Consider the following 17,910-nt stretch of genomic DNA (forward strand, 5'->3'; position numbering starts at 1 on the left):
GTCCCGCCTCCCGCAACCATCACACGACTGCGATATCCAAAGCCATGGTAGCAAGCCGCGGTTAACCAGGGCCGGACCGCACACATTCACGCACACGGCAGGCGTCAGGCTCTGCCCAATACGTCAGCTGGTCGCAAAAACAGGCGTGACGGAACCGTCTGTGATCACGATGGTGTCATCCCAGGAATGCCAGAAACTCCGGGGTGAGTCATACGTGTCGCCGCCGCTGTACGTGACATTCAGCACGAGTTCGCTGGACACGTTGTCAGATATCGCGCACACGACCGTTCCGTCGTCCTGCGGCTTACACCGGTAGGGGGATAGCAAGTCGCCTTTGAGTTCGCCCGGGGTGTAGGAGACGTTCCACGTGGAACCATTCTGCAAATCGAGGTATTCCGAGAGGAAAGTGCACGTATCGTCGGACAGGTCGCGAGCATTCACCTTGTTGACGCAACTGCGCGTGTGAGCGTCCAGTTGCCTCAGAATCGATACCTTGGCTTCGTCGGTCCAATCGATGTCGATGAAGAAGGTGTACGGCCTGTCGGCCTCGACGACGGCAATCCACGTGCCATCGGCGGAACGCATTTCCGCGTAGCCATATTCCTCGGAATCCTCGCCTGAACTCCCCGCCGAATTGGCGGCATCGTCGGTACCGGCGCCTGCGGAGCCGTCCGCATCGTCAGGACCGTCAGGATCGTCAGCATTGTCGTCGCTTCCCCCGCCATTGCCGTTCGACGTCTGTTTGCTGAAAGGAACGAAAGGAGCAGTGGCGTCCTGCTGCACGATGGTGAACGATTCCGGGTCGTCCGCCGGCAGGGGCGTGTTGACGGAATAGATGCCCGGATATGCGGGGACGCAGAAATCGTCATCCGACATGGGACGCATCAGCTTGCAAGAGGTGTCCGACGTGGAGCATATCGACTTCGGATCGAAGCCCGCGTCAGACACTGACACACCGTTTATCGTGAACGTCTCGGAACGCGGCAACTGCATGACATTCAGCAGACTCTTGTCGAAGGCCCATGATCCATTGGGCTTCAGATGCAGCGAAAGAGTGGTGGAGTCTTCGTATTGCTTGCCTTCTTCACTGCCTAGGACGTAGGACACGCGAACCGAGTAACCGAAGGGCGTAAAGGACTCGCTATCGAAGTTGATGTTATAGCTCGTGATGCGATGATCGGCGTCCAGCACACCCGACGCAAGAAGCGCCCGGGAGGACTGCGGCACGCCCGGGTTAGCGAGTTCCGTGGCGCGTTCAAAATCGCCGTTCGAGACAGCCCAGACATATGAGGCAATCAGCTCGCGCGGCACCTTGACGCGCGGGATGATGAAGGCAGACGCAACGAAGGCCACGATGAGTACCACAATGGCACTGCCCCACACAGCTGCACGCGACGAGGACCTTGCGGGAGGAAACGGACTGACACCATGCTCAGGCGCATAATTCGCTCCCGAATCAGCCGCGCCACCGCGCCTGGAGCCGGATGCGGACGGGACATCGGACGCGTAATGCTCATGATACGCAGATGCATCAGATGCGCTGGGTGAATTGGACGGCCACGCTTCGAACGGCGACGCGACATCATCGCCCGGCGTGAACGAATCCGATCCGATTGACATTGGCTCTGTGTCGCCTTCGCCATATGGTGCATCCAGGTGGGATCGCCATCCGCTCATGTCATTCCCTTTCGCGTAGTGCCGCTCACCACCATCTTACGGTCGCCATCGGCGTTCGGTGCGATGCGTGCTGTCCTGCGACGGCCCCTTGCGCCGCCTTGCCTGCACCATTTGACTCGTCACCCACCGGACCGCGCGCATCCTCGCGGAGAGGCACAGACATCAAGAAGCACAGGCACAGGAAACGCAGAAGCCCTCGGAATCACCGGATTCCGAGGGCTTTAATCGTGCGCGCGGGGGGAGTTGAACCCCCACGGCCTTAGCGGCCACTGGCACCTGAAGCCAGCGCGTCTACCATTCCGCCACGCGCGCAAACAATTTAATACGATAACACCACCATAAGGATTTTGCAACTCCGCGCGTGTTGTCCCGAATCCGCCGCATCCTCCGTCTTCGGCGACCCCACACACCACACGAAACCGAAACGGGGATATCCGCCGAGGCGCCATAAGAAGGCGCAGTGAAAAACACTCACAGCATCACGAGAGTGAAAATGCTGGCAGCATCACAGGAACAAACCCGACAGGAAATACTTCAGGGCAAAAAGAATGAGATGAAAAATCGCAATACCACATTGCGGCATGCATAATTGTGGGAGAAAAGAAAAAGTGGAGCTAGCCGGGTTCGAACCGGCGACCCTCTGCTTGCAAAGCAGATGCGCTACCAGCTGCGCTATAGCCCCGTGCAATATTCAGAACAAACGAACCAAATATGCAAAGTGGGCCCGGGAGGACTTGAACCTCCGACCTCATCCTTATCAGGGATGCGCTCTAACCACCTGAGCTACGGGCCCGCTGTGTTTGTCACACAAGTGGATATCTTACACCCAATAATCAATACGTCAAACGGCGTGTCGAATATCGGTGTGTCGCACTTTCTTCCACGTAAGGCTAGGCATAACGGGGTTTCTGCGATCTGTTCGACGGCAATTTCAAATCGTCTAACGCCGCCCGGACAGCGGAAAGCACAAAACAATGAATGTCGGCGAAATCCTGCGCCAGGCGATCAGCCCCTGCTTCACCCAATGCAACGGACACCAGAAACAACGAGCCCCAAAGTCAACGGAAACCGGCGATAACAACATAGGGACAACACCTCAGAGGCAACAACGCAACACAACAAAATGACACCAGAGACAACAGCACAGACCGCGGCTGCGACACGACGAGCGTCAGTGCTTGAATGAATCCATGCGCACACCCCATGCACCTTCTCCGACCGCCCCCACCATGGAAGCATCCTCAGCGGTCACAACTGCCCTACACCGACAGGCACCTTCACCAGTTGCAACCACCCGCGAAACGCCTTCTGCGGTCGCAACTTCCACACCAATCACAACTTCCGCAGCAACAGCCAAGGCGACATCCACCACGACCATTGTGGTGGACGGAATGACGGTACTGCTCACGCGCAAGCGCATCAAAAACATGTATCTGCGCATCCGGCCGGTTGATGGCGCAATCACCGTATCCGCGCCGCTTCGCATGCAGCGCGCGACAATCGAGGACTTTATACGGGCGCATCGTGCATGGATAAACCGCACCCAGCACAGCATGGGAGATGCCAGAAGGCATCAACAACCGACACAACCCGGCAGCTCCACCCTCAGCGCACACGAGCTTTTCATGCTGTCATGGCCGCCGGAACGGCAACAGGCCGCAAAACAGTACCTTCGCGCACGCATTCCACAGCTTGCCCACAAATGGACGCGCATCATTGGACGCGCGCCCACATCCATCACATACCGCGCTATGACAAGCCGCTGGGGCTCATGCACCCCGGCCACAGGCCGCATTCGCCTCAATCTGGAGCTTGCCCTCGTGCCAGAGCCGCTGATGGAATATGTGCTCGTGCACGAGTTGGTGCACCTGTGGGAGCCTGGCCATGGCGCAGGCTTCCAACGGCGCATGGATTCCCTCATGCCCGATTGGAAGCAGCGCCGTCACGACCTCAACACGCTGTGGCGTTTCTGAGTGGCGCCGCCACCGCGGCGTCACCAAGCCACGCCATCACGCATCACCACTCGCCTCTCAGCGCGGCAGGTCAGGAACCGTAAGCTTTGCCGGGGAGTTGATTGTGTTATGCGGATTGCGCAGTGCCTCATTATCTGATGCTGTGGTGTCATTGCGAACATTGAGATCGTTGACAGCCATTGCATTCGTCAGTTGCTGGAACAGGTCCGTGTAACCGCCAGGCGTTGCAGCAGGCAGCACCACGGTCTTTGCGTTGCGCGATTCAGACAGCGAGCGCAGCACATCAAGGTACTGGTTGAACAGCACAACGTTGTTCACATCATCGATGCCCATACCCACAGCCTGCAGGCTCTTGATCTGGTCGACGATACCGCTGGCGATCTCACGACGGTAGTTGGCCTGGCCTTCACCCTGAAGGCGAGTCTTCTCGGCTTCTGCGGCTGCCTGGGTTTCGATTTCAATACGGTTTGCTTCGGCACGCTCACGAGTGGCTTCCTTCTCACGCTGTGCAGCGTTAATGGAATCCATTGCATGCTTGACCTGATCGGACGGGTCGATGGACGTGATCAGCGTCTTGACGACGGAGAAGCCGAAACGGCTCATTTCAGCACCGACAGTGCGCTGCACGTCAGACGCCACGTCATCCTTGCGGGCGAAGGCATCGTCAAGCGTGAGCATAGGAATGGCGGAACGCAGCGCGTCCTCCATGTAGCTGCGCAACTGGGCGCTGGGGTCTTGCAGTTCGTAGTATGCCGTAGCGACCTGAGTCGGGTCGACGCGGAACTGCGTGGATGCAATAACGGTGACGAACACATTGTCAAGCGTCTTTGTCTCAAGCCGCACGTCAAGCTGGAGCACACGCAGGTTCGTCTTTTGTGCAATGCGGTCGACGAGCGGAATCTTCAGATGAAGACCCGCGAACGACACGCTTTGATACTTGCCCAGTCGTTCAATGACGTATGCCTGCTGCTGTGGCACGATGTAAAGGCCGGTGCCGATGATGATCAGCACGATGACCGCCACGATGATTAAAGCCACCTTTGCTCCTTGTCTCTTTTCTTCGAGCGCCTTTCACAACGCCCCTCTGCCAATGAGATTGTCGAACGCCAACGAAGAACCCCGATTCGAATCAAGATCCCTCATGGCATCGCTCACGCGCCGCCCTCTCTTGCCGGCGCCCTCAGCACTCGGATTCTTCCGTGAATAATGCCGATTGCCATCATTATCGCATAGAAGCAATTGCAGCGCGAAGTGACACGCCCAAGCCGCGGCCTGCATCACTCTTTTTCAGGAGTATCCAATGTGGGAGCATCCGCCGCGGGAGCATCCGCCGCGGCATTGTCGGATTCCGCAGCGGCACCTTCGCCTTCCGCAGGCAACTTGCGCACGCGAATCGTCTGAATGCGCCGCCCATCCACGGCGGTAACCGTCATGTCGTAGCCGAATTCCGTCTGCACGGTCATGCCCACATGCCCCATCTCTCCGGTATGAGCCATCACATACCCAGCCAATGTCTCATAGGGGCCATCATCGAGTTCAATGCCGGTCAGTTCATGGAAATCATCAAGCGTTATGCCGCCGTCCACGTCAATGGAACCGTTATGGAACGTGGGTCGCACGGCGCTTGTTGCAGGCTCCGGCAAATCATATTCGTCACGAATGTCGCCCACGAGCTCTTCGGTCATGTCTTCCAGAGTCACGATGCCATCGGTGCCGCCGTATTCGTCAATGACCACTGCAAGATGAATACCGCTTTTGCGCAGCATGGACAGGCTCGGCAGCAGCTTTGACGTGCCCGGCAGCTTAATGCCCTGCCGTGTCACATCCGCGACGGTACGCGCATGAGGATCGCGCACATCCAACAAATCGCGCACGTGCACAAACCCCAGCACATCATCGAAATCCTTACCGATCACCGGATAGCGTGAATACGGCTGATCGCGCACGAACGCCGCCGCCTTGTCGATGGGATCGTCACCATTGAGGAACGTCACATCGGCGCGCGGCCGCATGACTTCCGACACGCTTGTTTCCGCCGCGCCGAACACATCCTCCAAAATCACACGCTCGTCCTTCGACAGGTTCGTGTTTGTGCTCACGAGCACCCGCAGCTCGTCATCGCTCACTTCGCTCTGCGTCTCGTTGGGGTCGAGTCCCACGAAACGCACCAGAAGGTTCGTGTTATGCCCGATGAGCCAGATGATGGGCGTGCAGATTGTGGCGAAAGTATCGATTGCCGGCACGACCGCCCGGGCAATCGCCTCGGATTTTTGCAAAGCGATGCGCTTAGGGGTCAGTTCGGAAATAACGATGGAGAAATACGAGATGATAAGCGTGAGCACGATCATCGACACCGTGCCGGCAAGACTCTCCGACATACCCGCTGCAACAAACAGCGGGGAAACATAAGGAGAGATTGCCGATGCACCGAACGATGCGGAGAGGAAGCCGGCAAGCGTCACACCCAGCTGCACAGCCGACAGGAACCTGTTGGGGTCGCGCGCCACTCGCGCCACACGCGCCCCGCGGGCATCCTCCAGTTCCATTTGCTCAATCTGCGAACCTCGCAGCGACACCAGCGCCATCTCCGAGCACGAGAACACACCGCCAAGCAGCATGAACACGAAAATAAGCAGCACATTGAGCCAAACGGACATGCTTCTAATGTAACGCACCCGTTCAACGACGTGCTGGCGTCAAAGGTGTTGCGCTAGAAGCTCAAAACCTCCACGCGCCCTGTCTCCATCGAATAGCGCGCACCGGCGATATACACGGTGTCGTCAGCCACATGGCGGCGGATCACTTCGGAGGAATCCACAAGCCGTTCGATTGTCTGCGCCACCAGGATGCGCTCCACGTCAGCGGGGTCGTCAAGCTCAGCCTCACGCGCAAGGTCAATCGCAGAATCCAGCTCGCCCATGATGTGCGGCAGGTCGGCGTCATGCCCACCTTCCATCGCGGCCTTGACGGCACCGCAATTCTCGTGGCTCATGACGACGATGACCTTCACCCCCAAGGTCTCGACCGCATATTCCAGCGATTCGACGACGGTGGTGCCCAGCACCGCCCCCGCGGTGCGCACGCAGAAAAGGTCGCCCAGACCCATGTCGAACACAATCTCCGGTGGTACGCGCGAATCAGAGCACGACAGCACCGCCGCCAGCGGACGCTGCCCCGCACGCAGGCTTTCGCGGGTGGCAACATCCTGACCGGCATGCTCGGGCTTGCCAGTGGCGAAGCGACGATTGCCAGCGAGCATCTGGCTCCAGATGGAGTTGGCCCCGAATTGGTCGATGGATGTGATGGGAGACGTGGTATTCATGGGCACCATCGTACGTCATGCCGCAGCGGCAATGCGCCAGATTCCCCTCTGACGCAGCATTCCAGCGAGCCCCCCCCCGCCAGCGCAACCCGCCAGCGCAAGCCGCCAGCGAGTCCCCACACACCCCTCGCCAACGCAAACCACCGCCGCAAACAAAAGGCCGCCGCCGGCAGCCCAGTGCTGTGTGCAAAACCACACAGCACCAAGCACACCGACGGCGGCCTTGGCAAACAAAACCGAATCAGCCAGTGTTCTGCAGGCCTGCAGCAACACCGGAGACCGTGCACAGAATCACGTAGATGAACTCTGCCGTCTGCGATTCACTCAGCTCCTTCTTGTCGTTGAGCTCACGCAGCTGACGCAGCGAACGCACCTGGGTGATCGACAGGGCATCCACATACGGCGAACGCACGCGGATTGCCTGGCCGAGCACGTGACGGTGCTGCAGCGGGTAGTCGTCGCCTACGATGTCAAGCACCCACTTGCGGGTGAGTTCCATCTCTTCGAGGACCTTGTCGCGCAGATCGTCGCGGTCACCCAAAGCCAGGTACATGCGAGCGATACGTTCGTCGGTCTTCGACAGCGACATCTCGATGTTGTCGATGAACGTCGAGAACAGCGGCCACTCCTCATACGCCTTACGCAGGGTCTGGAGGTCACCGAACTTCTCGCATGCGGTGCCCAGGCCGTACCATGCGGCGAGGTTGATGCGGGCTTCGGACCACGAGAACACCCACGGAATGGTGCGCAGATCGTCGAGGGACTTGGCGCCCAGACCACGCTTGGCGGGGCGGGAGCCAATCGGCAGCAGGCCGACCTCGGTCAGCGGGGTGACGGTGGAGAACCACGCGGCGAAGTCCGGCGTGTGCAGCAGGTCGAGGAAGCGCTCGTGCGAAGCTTGGTTGAGCACATCCGCCATCGGCTTGTACTTCTCGGTCATCTCCGTGTTGATCTTGTCGATGCTCGGAGCGGACTGGAGCAGCGTTGCCGCTGCCACGGACTCGATGTGGCGCATGCCAAGCACCGGGTTGCCGTAACGGGCAAAGATGACCTCGCCCTGCTCGGTGAGCTTGAAGCGGCAGTTGACGGAGCCGACCGGCTGTGCCAGCACTGCACGGTTGGCGGGGCCGCCGCCACGACCGACGGCGCCACCACGACCGTGGAACAGCGTCAGGTCGATGTTGTGCTTCTTGGCCCAGGCTGCGATGCGGCCTTCGGTCTCGTGGAGGGCGAGGATGGAGGTCGTCGGGCCGGCGTCCTTGGACGAATCCGAGTAGCCGAGCATGACTTCCATCTTGCCGTTGGTTTCCTTGAGACGCTGCTGCACCTCCGGGATCTTGATGATCTCTTCGAGCACGTCCACCGAATTCTCAAGGTCCTCGAGCTGTTCGAACAGCGGGATGACGTCGAGCGTCGGGGCATCCTCGGGGTGGGCGAATGCCAGACGGTTCAGCTCATACACGTCGCGCACGTTCTGCGCGGACTTCGTGAACGAGATGATGTAACGACCGGCGGCCTTCTTGCCGTTGCGCTTCTGGATGGCGCCCAAGGCACGGAACGTGTCGAGCACCTCGCGCGTCATCGGCTGCAGTTCGCCACGTTCGCCGTGCAGGCCATGCTCGCGAATGTCTTCCAGAGCGCGCCTATGCACGACGGAGTGCTGACGGAATTCCATCTGCACCATGTGGAAGCCGAAGGTCTCCACCTGCCAGATGAGGTTCTGCAACGGGCCGTAAGCGGAGCGCAGAGCGCCAGCCTTGGCAAGGGAATCCTGCACGACACGCAGATCGGCGAGGAAGTCCTCGGCGGTCTTGTACATGAGGTCGGCGTTGCGTTCGCGAGTGGCGGCCAGACGGTCGGCGATCACGATCATGACAGCGCGATGCGGTTCCTTGCTGGAGATGAACTCGGCCTTGTTGGTCAGGGTCTCGCTCATTTCTTTCTGGTGATTCCACAGGTTGAGCAGCTCCGGGCTTGCCGGGGTCGTTTCGTTCTCCATCGTGAGGTTGCGGCCCACGGTGCGGGTGGCTTCCTCAAGGGTTTCGAGCATGTGGTTGTAGAACTTGCGCGCAACGGTGCGGCTGACCTTGGCGGTGACGTTCGGGTTGCCGTCGCGGTCGGAACCAATCCAGCTTCCCGGATGCACGAACGCAGGGCAGATCGGCTTGGCCTTGCCGGCCTTGTCGCCGAGCAGCCAGTCGTCGAAGCGGCGATACACCGCGGGAATGGTGTCGAACAACGTGTTGTCGAAGATATCGATGATCGTGTCCGCTTCCTCCACCGGGGTCGGCTTCTTCAGCGCGATCGGGGACGTGCGGAACAGCGCATCGATTTCGTTGTACAGCTTGCGATCAACCTCGTTGAGGTCGCCGCCGCCCAAGTGACGGCGCACGGCGAGCAGCTCCGAGATGCGACGGATCTTGCCTTCAACGGCCTTGCGGCGCGCCTCAGTCGGATGGGCCGTGAACACGGGGTGGAACTCAAGCTTGTTGAGCAGTTCGAGAGCCTTGTCGTAACCGACTTCACGAGTCAGCTGCTTGAAAGCAGTCGTCAGTTCGTTGACAGGATCGGTCTCTGCCCTCTTGGGGACCTCGGACTCGCGCTTCTTCAAAGAGCTCACGCGGTAGTTCTCCTCGCTCAGGTTGACGAGGTGGAAGTACGTGGTGAAAGCGCGAGCGAGCAGTTCCTTGTGGCGCAAATCGGAAGCATCGATGAGCTTCACTGCCGCCTCAAGGCTCTTAGCCGCAGGAGAATCGGAGGAAATCTTGTCTGAACTCACCCAATGGTCTTGGCTTGCCACAACGACATCGTCGAGCAATTCATCGAATTGCTTGAGCAAATCCTCGTCGTATTCGCCAATGACATCGCGAAGAATCTTCAGACACAGGTCCATGTCGGACTGAAGGCTTTCCGGAAGCGTGCGCTCCTCGGGGCCCTTCGTGCCGGTGCCGGATGAGATGAGGGTGGAATCAGCCGGCGTTACCGGCGCTTCCTGCCCTCGGGACTCTTTTGTTTTGTCTAGCATTCAACCTCCTTGCGCATCTCAGGCGGTTGCTCGTCTACCGGCTCTCCCCGGCTCCTCCGGGGTTGTGTGAAGCGATCGTTCCGAGCCCAAAGCCGCTATGGATGCGTGGGTAATGGACGTTCCCGATTATAGGCTGCGATGTTTCGAAGGTTTTACAAGGTTCAGATGATGAAAACGAGGTTTTCACATTGTGAAACGCGTGATTGCTCATTATGAAACATCTCGGCAGCATCATCCCTCTCTTTGTCACAGCGGTCGGGGCAATATGTAGGGAAGCCGACACGAGGAGATTGCATTGGTTTTCCATATCAGCACAAACCGCAAGGACACACGGGCGGAGCACGAAAAAAAGGTGCGCGCAGCCGCTGCCGCGGTGGGCAACCAACACCACCATTCGATTCCGCTGGATATGAAGGACATTCGCGAAGACCTCGACACGCCTCTGATTGACGCGAGTCTCGCCGCCAAGACAAGCGTGATCGTGCGCGCCGGAGCCCTTGACCTCTCGGGAGGCACCGGCAGCTTCCGCGTGCGTGAGCTTATGGGGCGCATGGCGATGTCGATGGGCTGCTACGTGCGGGCGGATGTGAAACTCACCGACATCGAAGCCGAATGCTCCGATGGCGAAAACCGCATGGCCGAGGTGGTGGACCTGCCCACAACCGGCGTAAACACCGAGCGCATCTGGTACATGGAGCATTTCGCCGACTGGCTTGCCGTGAATCTGGGGCAAAAGAGCAAATATCACAATGCCGGGGATTTCTCCGCCTCCATGGTGGACGGCCTGCCGCAAGGCAAGAAGCACCGCATCTCGTTGCCGACGCACATGACGCAATCCCCCATTAGCAAGGAAGCCTGCGAAAGGGCGCACAATTCCCTTGACGACAACGGCGTGCCACCGCATCATGCAGACCGCGTAACCACGAAACTGCTTCCAACGCATGCGCCGGAAGACGCGCCAGCGACACCAGCGACACCAGCGACACCAACCGCACAGACGGCGGCGAATGCGGCAGGCAATGCGAGCACCACACCAGCGGTGGACAGCGTGGACCTTGGCTCCTATGGGCATGACACTCGCGAAGAACACCGGCATACCGGAGCCTTCCACGGCGTGACCGTGCGCCAAGTGCACGAGCGTCTCGATGCCATCGAATTCAAAAAACCGCTGTATTCCCCTGCGTTTGCAGCGCTTGCCGCTGCAGTGGCGTGCGCATCCTTCGTGTTTTTGCTGGGCGGTGGGCTATACGACATGCTGGCGGCATTCATCGGCGCCGGATGCGGCCAGTTCCTGCGTTCCAACCTCATGCGCCGGCACATCAACCAATTCTTCGTCGTCATGGTGTCCGTGGCGCTAGCCGCTCTTGTGGCAATAGGATTCCTGCGACTGCTGGCATTCTTTGACCCCACGGCGCTTCATCACGATACCGCCTACATCGGCGCCATTCTGTTCGTCATCCCCGGATTCCCGCTGATCACGGGCGGCCTTGACATTTTCAAAATGGACATCCAGTCCGGAATCCAACGCCTGACGTATTTCATGGCCATCGTCATTGTCGCCACGCTCGCCGCCTGGGCAGTGGCGCGATGCATCAGCCTGGACCCGCAGGGCTTCGACACGCCTGAGATGAGTCTGTGGCTGCGCACCGCGCTGTGGCTCATCACAGCATTTGGCGGCGTGTGGGGATTCTCCGTGCTGTTCAATTCCCCTCAAAAAATGTGCTGCGTCGCCGGAATCATCGGCGCCATCGCAGACACGCTGCGACTGGAACTGGTCAATCTTTCCATGCCGATGGAAGCCGCGGCGTTCATCGGCGCTCTCACCGCCGGTCTACTCGCCACTGCATGGAGGTCATCCGTGCGCCACGGTTTGCTGGCGCCGGAGCTAGGCTTCCCCCGCATCTGCCTGACGGTGCCATCCATTGTGATCATGGTGCCGGGTCTGTATATGTATCGCGCGGTGTTTTATTTGGGCGAGCTTGACACGCAGGGCACTGTGCAATGGGCGTTCGAGGCGCTGCTCGTCATGTTGATGCTGCCCATCGGGCTTGCGGTGGCGCGCGTGCTCACCGATCGCGGCTGGCGCTACGACATCTAAAAGAGTTCAGAGAGTTCTCAGGGATTGCTGCCCGGGATTCGCTGCCTGGGAATTGCTACGCCGAAATTATTGCGATTGAGATCACTGCGACCGAGAATCGCAATCCTTCGGCGTCACCAGGTTCGGACCTTCGCCGCTAGCAAGCCATAACGTCACATTGTCGCCAGGCTTGACCGGAAGGATCACCGGTGAATCCTGCCCCATATAGGAGGCAGAGCATGCCGGGTCGCCAAACGCCCACGCCTGCTGGGTAAATCCGCGGTAGCTGAATTCCACAAGCGCCATGTAGCCTTGCCCGCAGTAACGCCGCCTGCTGAACACTGGCACTTCCGCAGCGTCCCGCACCACGCCGTCCAAGCAGATGAGCTTCGTCTCGTACGGCGACTCCACATCCCAAATCTGCGACGCGTCCGAGCCGGGGCGCACATCCCACACCGCTGAACGAAGGATGCGAATCCCCGAGGATTCCTTCGTTGATTTGCTGCCGGTTTTCTTGCCGACCGCACCAGCCGCCGCACCCTGCGTCGGCTTGCCGGCAAGCTTCACCTTGGTGGCATCGGTCACAGCATCAGTCGCGACATCGACCACACCATCACCTGTGGTATCGCGGTAGAAATCATCGGATCCTCCAGCGCCGCTCCCCTGCTCAACACCAGGCATCCTCTCATAGCAGTAACCGGCAACCGGAAGGAAACGGTACTCTCTACCCCACGGACTGCCCGCAAGCGCCGCACCATAGGAACCACCCACCGGTGCGATCGTAGGACCGAACTGCACATCCTTCGTCATCTCGTCGCGGAATGCGCTGGCAAGGCTACGCCGCTTGGCCGGGCGGCCGTCGGCAAGCCATTCAGCGGTATCCGACCAAGCGAAGTTGAACAATTGGACCGCATGATCAGCAACATTCACCGGCAGTGCCGCATCCGCAAGATCATGGATGCGTATGCCGGAGTGTGCACCACTGGTGATGCGATACCAATACACGGTGACACTTTCGCCCTTGTCGAAGCGCTGCCACAGGGAATCCGACCACACACGGCGCGTGAAACCACCGTCATCGGCGAATTCCACGCGGTAGAACCGTGCCTTATGCACCTGCAGCGTTGCGGATGTCTGGGAATCCGAGGATTCCTTGAGCCGGCTATGCACTTCGAAGACAAGCGAGTCGACGACCACGCCGGACGCCGCCATGAGCGGTGACGTGGTCTCATGCACACGCCATGCCGCAGCGAACCGCGGATCGCTCAGGGAGTCGTCGGACATGATGACGGGAAACGCGGCGCCGGTGCGGTTGGTGAGGCGCTGTTCCATCTGCGCCATGCTCGGCACCGCCATGCTTGCGTCGCCGCAATCCCGCTGCGGCACTGTCGGCAGACTGCTGGCGGACGTGGCCTCAGCCACATTGCGGTATTGCCTCGAGGCCATGACCTCGATGAGCGCCGGCGTGCCACCACGGCCGCGCGCAGTGCCGGACAGCCGGTGCAGGCGATTGAGCGGACGCACGACGCCGAAATACAACGATGCGGCGCAGAGCGCCCACGCTGCCGCGAGCGCAAGAATCACCGATGTGGGAATCGGCACCTCCAGTGAACCGAAAATGTATTCAAAATCGAACGTGATCATCAGTACAAGGCATGCGACGAGCAGAATCCCCACAAGCCAGCGGTGAATGCGAGCGCGCAGGCGGTGGATCATCACGCGGGCGACGCGAGGGAATCCCAAGGATTCGTAGGGGTACGTGCAATCCTTGGATACGGCGCGGCCATCATCGGCATGGTTGTCGGCGATGGCGCCGCCATCGATGCGATCTGCAGTGATGCCGGCACTGGTGCGGTTGTCGGCATCGCGGTCACTGGCATGGCTGTCGGCATCACGACCACTGGCATGGCTGTAGGCATGGTTTGCGGTTGCATTCACTGGGTGGCAGTCCGCCGGACTTTCACTCCTTGGCATCGTCGTCTCTCTCTCACGTTTTCACGCCTCGCAACTGCAACAATTGCCGATGCGCCGGCACTCTCTGCTACAAGGATAATCCCGCCCTCACGCGTCGCCAATCATCTCTAAGCGCAATCCATCGCGGTGCCACACGCTAGGCATCGGTGGGACCGCTATGTGCGAGCTGCGGCTGGCACATAAGCAACCATGGACGGCCGCATTGGGGGAGAATCATTGAAATCACTGGGCTGTTGATGCGCCGGGCATCGGCGGGACCAGCAATGTGCGAGCGGTAACTCACACATAAGCCGCTGCGGGCGGTTATGCGTTGGGAGGACCGCTGGAAATGCTGGGCTGTCGGTGCAGGGGATGCCGACGGAATCAACAATGTGTGAGTGCTGGCTTGCACAGAGAAAAGAAAAACCGCGGAACGCGGGTTATTGGCCAAAATGTGTGTCTGGAAATCGGGTGTAGGGGTTGTCCTGCCGGGCGTGCCGCGGTTTCGAATCCTCATGCCGCCACTTTCGAGCCCGGCCAGAATGTGTGTCCGAAACTGGCGCGGACCCGTTGCGGCGCAAGGCATGCAGGCGATTCGAAACCACGGCGCCCCCGACTGACCCACCACCGGACACACAATTTGGCCTATAACCCCCGCATCAGGCCGAACCTCACGCCATCGGATCGACCACGCACAGACCATCGCCCGAGCGCCACAGCGCCACGGAATCACCCACGCGCACAGCAGGACGACGCAAAGCATTCTCATCGGCCCCCAGATACGAGTCATCACGCCCCGGATCGCAGAACGCCCAGACCGCCTCCTCCTTCCCGCGCCGTTCAAACCGCACCAACGCCATATACCCAAAACCACACCAAAACCGACGATTAAACAACGGAACAACCACCACATCCTCAACAACGCCCGCGAAAGGTTCGAAACGCCGTTCCGGAGAATTCTCGATGGCGCCGATTCGATGGCTGGGATGCCCCACAGTACAGTCAAAGCAGGGAAACTTGACCTTCCGACCTTTTCCGGCAGCCCGAACAACACCGCCCCAACTCTCGCCAAATCGGGCATAGCGCAGTTCGGTCATCGAGGAATATGCGGCGCGCCATTCCAGAGAACGGCTGGGACCCCACTCTCCTTCAATCATCGTTCGCGCAGACTCGCTCACGAACCACCGCGGATGGTACATCTGCACGGCGTGTTCGGCGGGATCAGCGGCGTATTGGGAATCCGCGATGTCATGAATGACAATCCGCTGCGAACCGTCGGAGCATGATCGCTCATACCAGTAGACCGTCACGCAATCACCGATGCCGAAATCCATCCACATGGCATCCGACCAGACGCATCGGCCACCGTTCGGCGCATCAGCGAATCGGATTTCGTAATAGTTGGCCGTGAAAGCATTCGTCACCGGGTTATCCGTGCCATCAAGGAAAAAGGACCGAACGTGCGCAGGGAGGCGCAGCACCCGCACGATTGTGGCACGCGAACAACACAACGGCCCGGCTCCCGCAATCCGCCAAGCGGCAGACCGACGGCACGATCCGCCCGGCTTGCCGACCGCCAGCGGGGTCGCAACCCCCATGCGCAAATCAGCCCGCTCCGCAGACCTCCCTCGCATCGTTGGAGCATCGGCGTCTCCCGCCCTGCACGAACGCCCAGCCATTGCCACCGCTGCGGCGACACTCCCGACGATTATTACGGCAAGGAGAAACAGCACCGCCTTGGAAGCGATTGCCGCGAGCGCTTGCACGCGTCCTCCGTTTTCTCGTATCAAGGCATCAGCGCATGCAATCGCCGCCACGGGCAGCATGCAGCACATGACGGCACCGAGAATCCGCCTGAAGCAGGACTGCCACGACCACCATCCGGATTCGACGGCGGCGGCATCCAGGGTACCGCCCAAACGAGGGCGTCCCGATGATTCATAAGGATAGATCTGGGCGATGGGCACTTCGGAGAATCCTCGGGGCGTTCCGTCATGGCGTGAATCGTCTTCTTTTCCTTCAGGCTTCACGATTGCCCTCCCCGGGATCGACGAATGAATACTCGGATGCAGACCATACGGTGGCGACCATTCCCTCCACGACCGGAGCGGTAGCATCGTCGATGTTCCACCCCAGGTATGAAGATGCACGTTCGGGGTCTCCGAATGCCCAGGACCTTTCGCCGGCGAACTCAACCAATGCCATGTACCCGTAACCGCAGAAACGGAAGCGATTGAACAGGGGTATGATGCGCACCTCGCGCACCACAGCCTTGTGCCGGTGCATGACGACGGAGGGGAATTCCCATCCCGGCTCACACAACCCCGGTAACAACGATGGCGTGGGAGCATGGTACTCGCGCCCTACGCCGGCAAGCGATCGGTCCTCGAACCATTCGCTTGCACCGACAACCACGGGGTGCCCGTCGTCCTGATAGCCGATGTTCGCCACAGCCTTCTGGTATGCATCGCGCCATTGATCTCGCCCGAAGCCTGCAGAAGAGACACTATCCCCGCTTTCCACGATTTCGGCCAGTTCAAGGGAATGCACCGCAACCATATGCGATTCGACCGACGCTGGATAGGAGAGATCCGCGACATCGTGCACAATGGCCCGCACGCCATGCTCCGTGTCCGCAAGGTAGTAATAGACATTCACTCGCGCACCCGCAAGGAACCCGCAACCGATGGGGCCGGACCACACATTACGCTCCGTGCCGCCCGAATCCCTGAACCGCACACGCACGAATCCGAGCTGACGCGTCTCCGAAGTCCTTCGAAGAACACGAAGACGCGAACGCCGCTGCAACGTGACAATGACGGATACGGAATCGACAACCACACCTTCGCCAACATGCAATCCGCCGGTTGTGGGAACGGACCAGATACGAGCGGAGCCACGCCCGCCTCTCGGTCTAGTGGGAGGCAAGGCACAGCCTTCGCATGACCTGATGCGGCGCACCATCTCCTCCTCGGTCAGTTCCCTAACGCCGAGACCTTCGACGGCCTTAGCCGGCTTGCGCCGATGCGCGGCACAAACCGCATGGTTTCCGCCATGATCTGCAACCCCATCGGGGTTCCGCCACTTGGAATGCGCCCTGCGCCACGATGCAGCGCACAATTGAATCGCGATGGCGCTGATGATTCCGTAGACGATGATGCGCACGTCGGCTCCATCCATGGCGGCGCCAATCCCCCAGAACCTCTTCACGCACACGCACGCCACACCACACAAGGCGAGAACAAGCACAACGACCATGCATATCCGTTCGACGAGTGAGGGAATGCGGCACCGCCATCGCCTAAGCGACGCGCGGGTGAGATGCGGAATGAATTGCGAATCGATGAACGCCCGATCCCGGGAGAAGCCAGTGGCGAGACCACTCACACCGACCATCACGCACGCCACGACACAGGCCTGGCATAGACGCCGGGCGGCATCTTCCACCACCGACACACCCTGCCGAACCAGGAGGAAGGAACCGACAATGCAGAGAATCAGACATGCTACGAGGGCGACTCGCATGACACCGGCCAGAAAGCCACTGCGAGCGCATGAGGCATTGCCGTTGGCCGACGAATCGCGTGAGGAACGCATCCGTCCCACGCCGCAATCCGGGTTCTTCCAGAAGCACACATACGGGCGCGGGCCATCCGAAGGCCCAGCAGCCCCAAGACCCGGAATAGGGCGGGGGCGCGTTCCGCTCTCCGGAACACCTCCTCCCGATTCGACACCCATATCCACTCTCCCGATTCTTGATCAAACTGTCACGATTGCCACGTCCTCATGGTAGTGCCCGAAAGGTTGCGCACTTTGGATCATGCCCGTCCATGGCGCGATGATCAGTTCGCTTCCTGCAGATTGTCATCGAGCCGGGACATGT

At 59.9% G+C, this 17,910-nt stretch carries 10 protein-coding genes and 3 tRNA genes; 2 read left to right on the plus strand and 11 right to left on the minus strand.

Annotated features, from left to right (window positions below):
* Nucleotides 1–123 precede the first annotated feature (123 nt).
* The 4 genes from CLV65_RS08220 to CLV65_RS08235 all read right to left on the minus strand — a co-directional run bounded on the left by CLV65_RS08220 (nucleotide 124) and on the right by CLV65_RS08235 (nucleotide 2,470).
* The gene (locus CLV65_RS08220; protein ID WP_094691267.1) at nucleotides 124–1,677 is read right to left on the minus strand and encodes a hypothetical protein; all 1,554 of its coding nucleotides are present in this window, start codon (nucleotides 1,675–1,677) and stop codon (nucleotides 124–126) included.
* A 228-nt stretch (nucleotides 1,678–1,905) separates the two neighbouring features.
* Nucleotides 1,906–1,989: transfer RNA gene (locus CLV65_RS08225), tRNA-Leu, on the minus strand.
* 297 nt (nucleotides 1,990–2,286) lie between these two features.
* A tRNA-Ala gene (locus CLV65_RS08230) sits at nucleotides 2,287–2,359 on the minus strand.
* Between the two features lie 37 nt (nucleotides 2,360–2,396).
* Nucleotides 2,397–2,470, minus strand: a tRNA-Ile gene (locus CLV65_RS08235).
* A 598-nt stretch (nucleotides 2,471–3,068) separates the two neighbouring features.
* On the opposite strand from CLV65_RS08235, the gene CLV65_RS08240 reads away from it, so the two are divergent.
* On the plus strand, nucleotides 3,069–3,650 hold the full coding sequence (locus CLV65_RS08240) for a M48 family metallopeptidase (protein WP_244569148.1): 582 nt from the start codon (nucleotides 3,069–3,071) through the stop codon (nucleotides 3,648–3,650).
* 57 nt (nucleotides 3,651–3,707) lie between these two features.
* Here the strand turns inward: CLV65_RS08240 and CLV65_RS08245 are convergent, their stop codons facing one another.
* From CLV65_RS08245 to CLV65_RS08260, 4 genes are all read right to left on the minus strand, one after another.
* Complete coding sequence (locus CLV65_RS08245; RefSeq protein WP_094691268.1) at nucleotides 3,708–4,688, minus strand: SPFH domain-containing protein; 981 nt, start codon at nucleotides 4,686–4,688, stop codon at nucleotides 3,708–3,710.
* Between the two features lie 239 nt (nucleotides 4,689–4,927).
* Complete coding sequence (locus CLV65_RS08250) at nucleotides 4,928–6,307, minus strand: hemolysin family protein (RefSeq protein WP_094691269.1); 1,380 nt, start codon at nucleotides 6,305–6,307, stop codon at nucleotides 4,928–4,930.
* 53 nt (nucleotides 6,308–6,360) lie between these two features.
* Entirely contained in the window at nucleotides 6,361–6,972 is a 612-nt protein-coding gene (locus CLV65_RS08255) for a carbonic anhydrase (RefSeq protein ID WP_244569149.1), read from the minus strand.
* A gap of 241 nt (nucleotides 6,973–7,213) precedes the next feature.
* Nucleotides 7,214–9,997: a phosphoenolpyruvate carboxylase gene (locus CLV65_RS08260; RefSeq protein ID WP_094691270.1), complete on the minus strand. Its 2,784-nt coding sequence runs from the start codon at nucleotides 9,995–9,997 to the stop codon at nucleotides 7,214–7,216.
* 409 nt (nucleotides 9,998–10,406) lie between these two features.
* Between CLV65_RS08260 and CLV65_RS08265 the strand changes: the two genes are divergently transcribed.
* On the plus strand, nucleotides 10,407–12,095 hold the full coding sequence (locus CLV65_RS08265; protein ID WP_094691277.1) for a threonine/serine exporter family protein: 1,689 nt from the start codon (nucleotides 10,407–10,409) through the stop codon (nucleotides 12,093–12,095).
* 81 nt (nucleotides 12,096–12,176) lie between these two features.
* Here CLV65_RS08265 and CLV65_RS08270 read toward each other — a convergent pair whose 3' ends face one another.
* From CLV65_RS08270 to CLV65_RS08280, 3 genes are all read right to left on the minus strand, one after another.
* Complete coding sequence (locus tag CLV65_RS08270) at nucleotides 12,177–14,048, minus strand: hypothetical protein (RefSeq protein WP_144441877.1); 1,872 nt, start codon at nucleotides 14,046–14,048, stop codon at nucleotides 12,177–12,179.
* Between the two features lie 650 nt (nucleotides 14,049–14,698).
* Nucleotides 14,699–16,057 (minus strand): hypothetical protein, encoded by a 1,359-nt coding sequence (locus CLV65_RS08275; protein ID WP_094691272.1) that lies wholly within the window; start codon nucleotides 16,055–16,057, stop codon nucleotides 14,699–14,701.
* Nucleotides 16,047–17,285: a hypothetical protein gene (locus CLV65_RS08280; RefSeq protein WP_094691273.1), complete on the minus strand. Its 1,239-nt coding sequence runs from the start codon at nucleotides 17,283–17,285 to the stop codon at nucleotides 16,047–16,049. Before CLV65_RS08280 ends, CLV65_RS08275 begins: the two co-directional genes overlap by 11 nt.
* Nucleotides 17,286–17,910 lie beyond the last annotated feature (625 nt).

Origin of the sequence: Pseudoscardovia suis, assembly GCF_002797875.1 — a bacterium.
In the GTDB taxonomy this organism is placed as follows: Bacteria; Actinomycetota; Actinomycetes; order Actinomycetales; family Bifidobacteriaceae; genus Pseudoscardovia; species Pseudoscardovia suis.

Coding starts and splice junctions, on each gene's coding strand:
- CLV65_RS08220 (WP_094691267.1), bottom strand. CDS start 1,677: ATGAGCGGATGGCGATCCCACCTGGATGCACCATATGGCGAAGGCGAC.
- CLV65_RS08240 (WP_244569148.1), top strand. CDS start 3,069: ATGACGGTACTGCTCACGCGCAAGCGCATCAAAAACATGTATCTGCGC.
- CLV65_RS08250 (WP_094691269.1), bottom strand. CDS start 6,307: ATGTCCGTTTGGCTCAATGTGCTGCTTATTTTCGTGTTCATGCTGCTT.
- CLV65_RS08255 (WP_244569149.1), bottom strand. CDS start 6,972: ATGAATACCACGTCTCCCATCACATCCATCGACCAATTCGGGGCCAAC.
- CLV65_RS08260 (WP_094691270.1), bottom strand. CDS start 9,997: ATGCTAGACAAAACAAAAGAGTCCCGAGGGCAGGAAGCGCCGGTAACG.
- CLV65_RS08265 (WP_094691277.1), top strand. CDS start 10,407: ATGAAGGACATTCGCGAAGACCTCGACACGCCTCTGATTGACGCGAGT.
- CLV65_RS08270 (WP_144441877.1), bottom strand. CDS start 14,048: ATGCCAAGGAGTGAAAGTCCGGCGGACTGCCACCCAGTGAATGCAACC.
- CLV65_RS08280 (WP_094691273.1), bottom strand. CDS start 17,285: ATGGTCGTTGTGCTTGTTCTCGCCTTGTGTGGTGTGGCGTGCGTGTGC.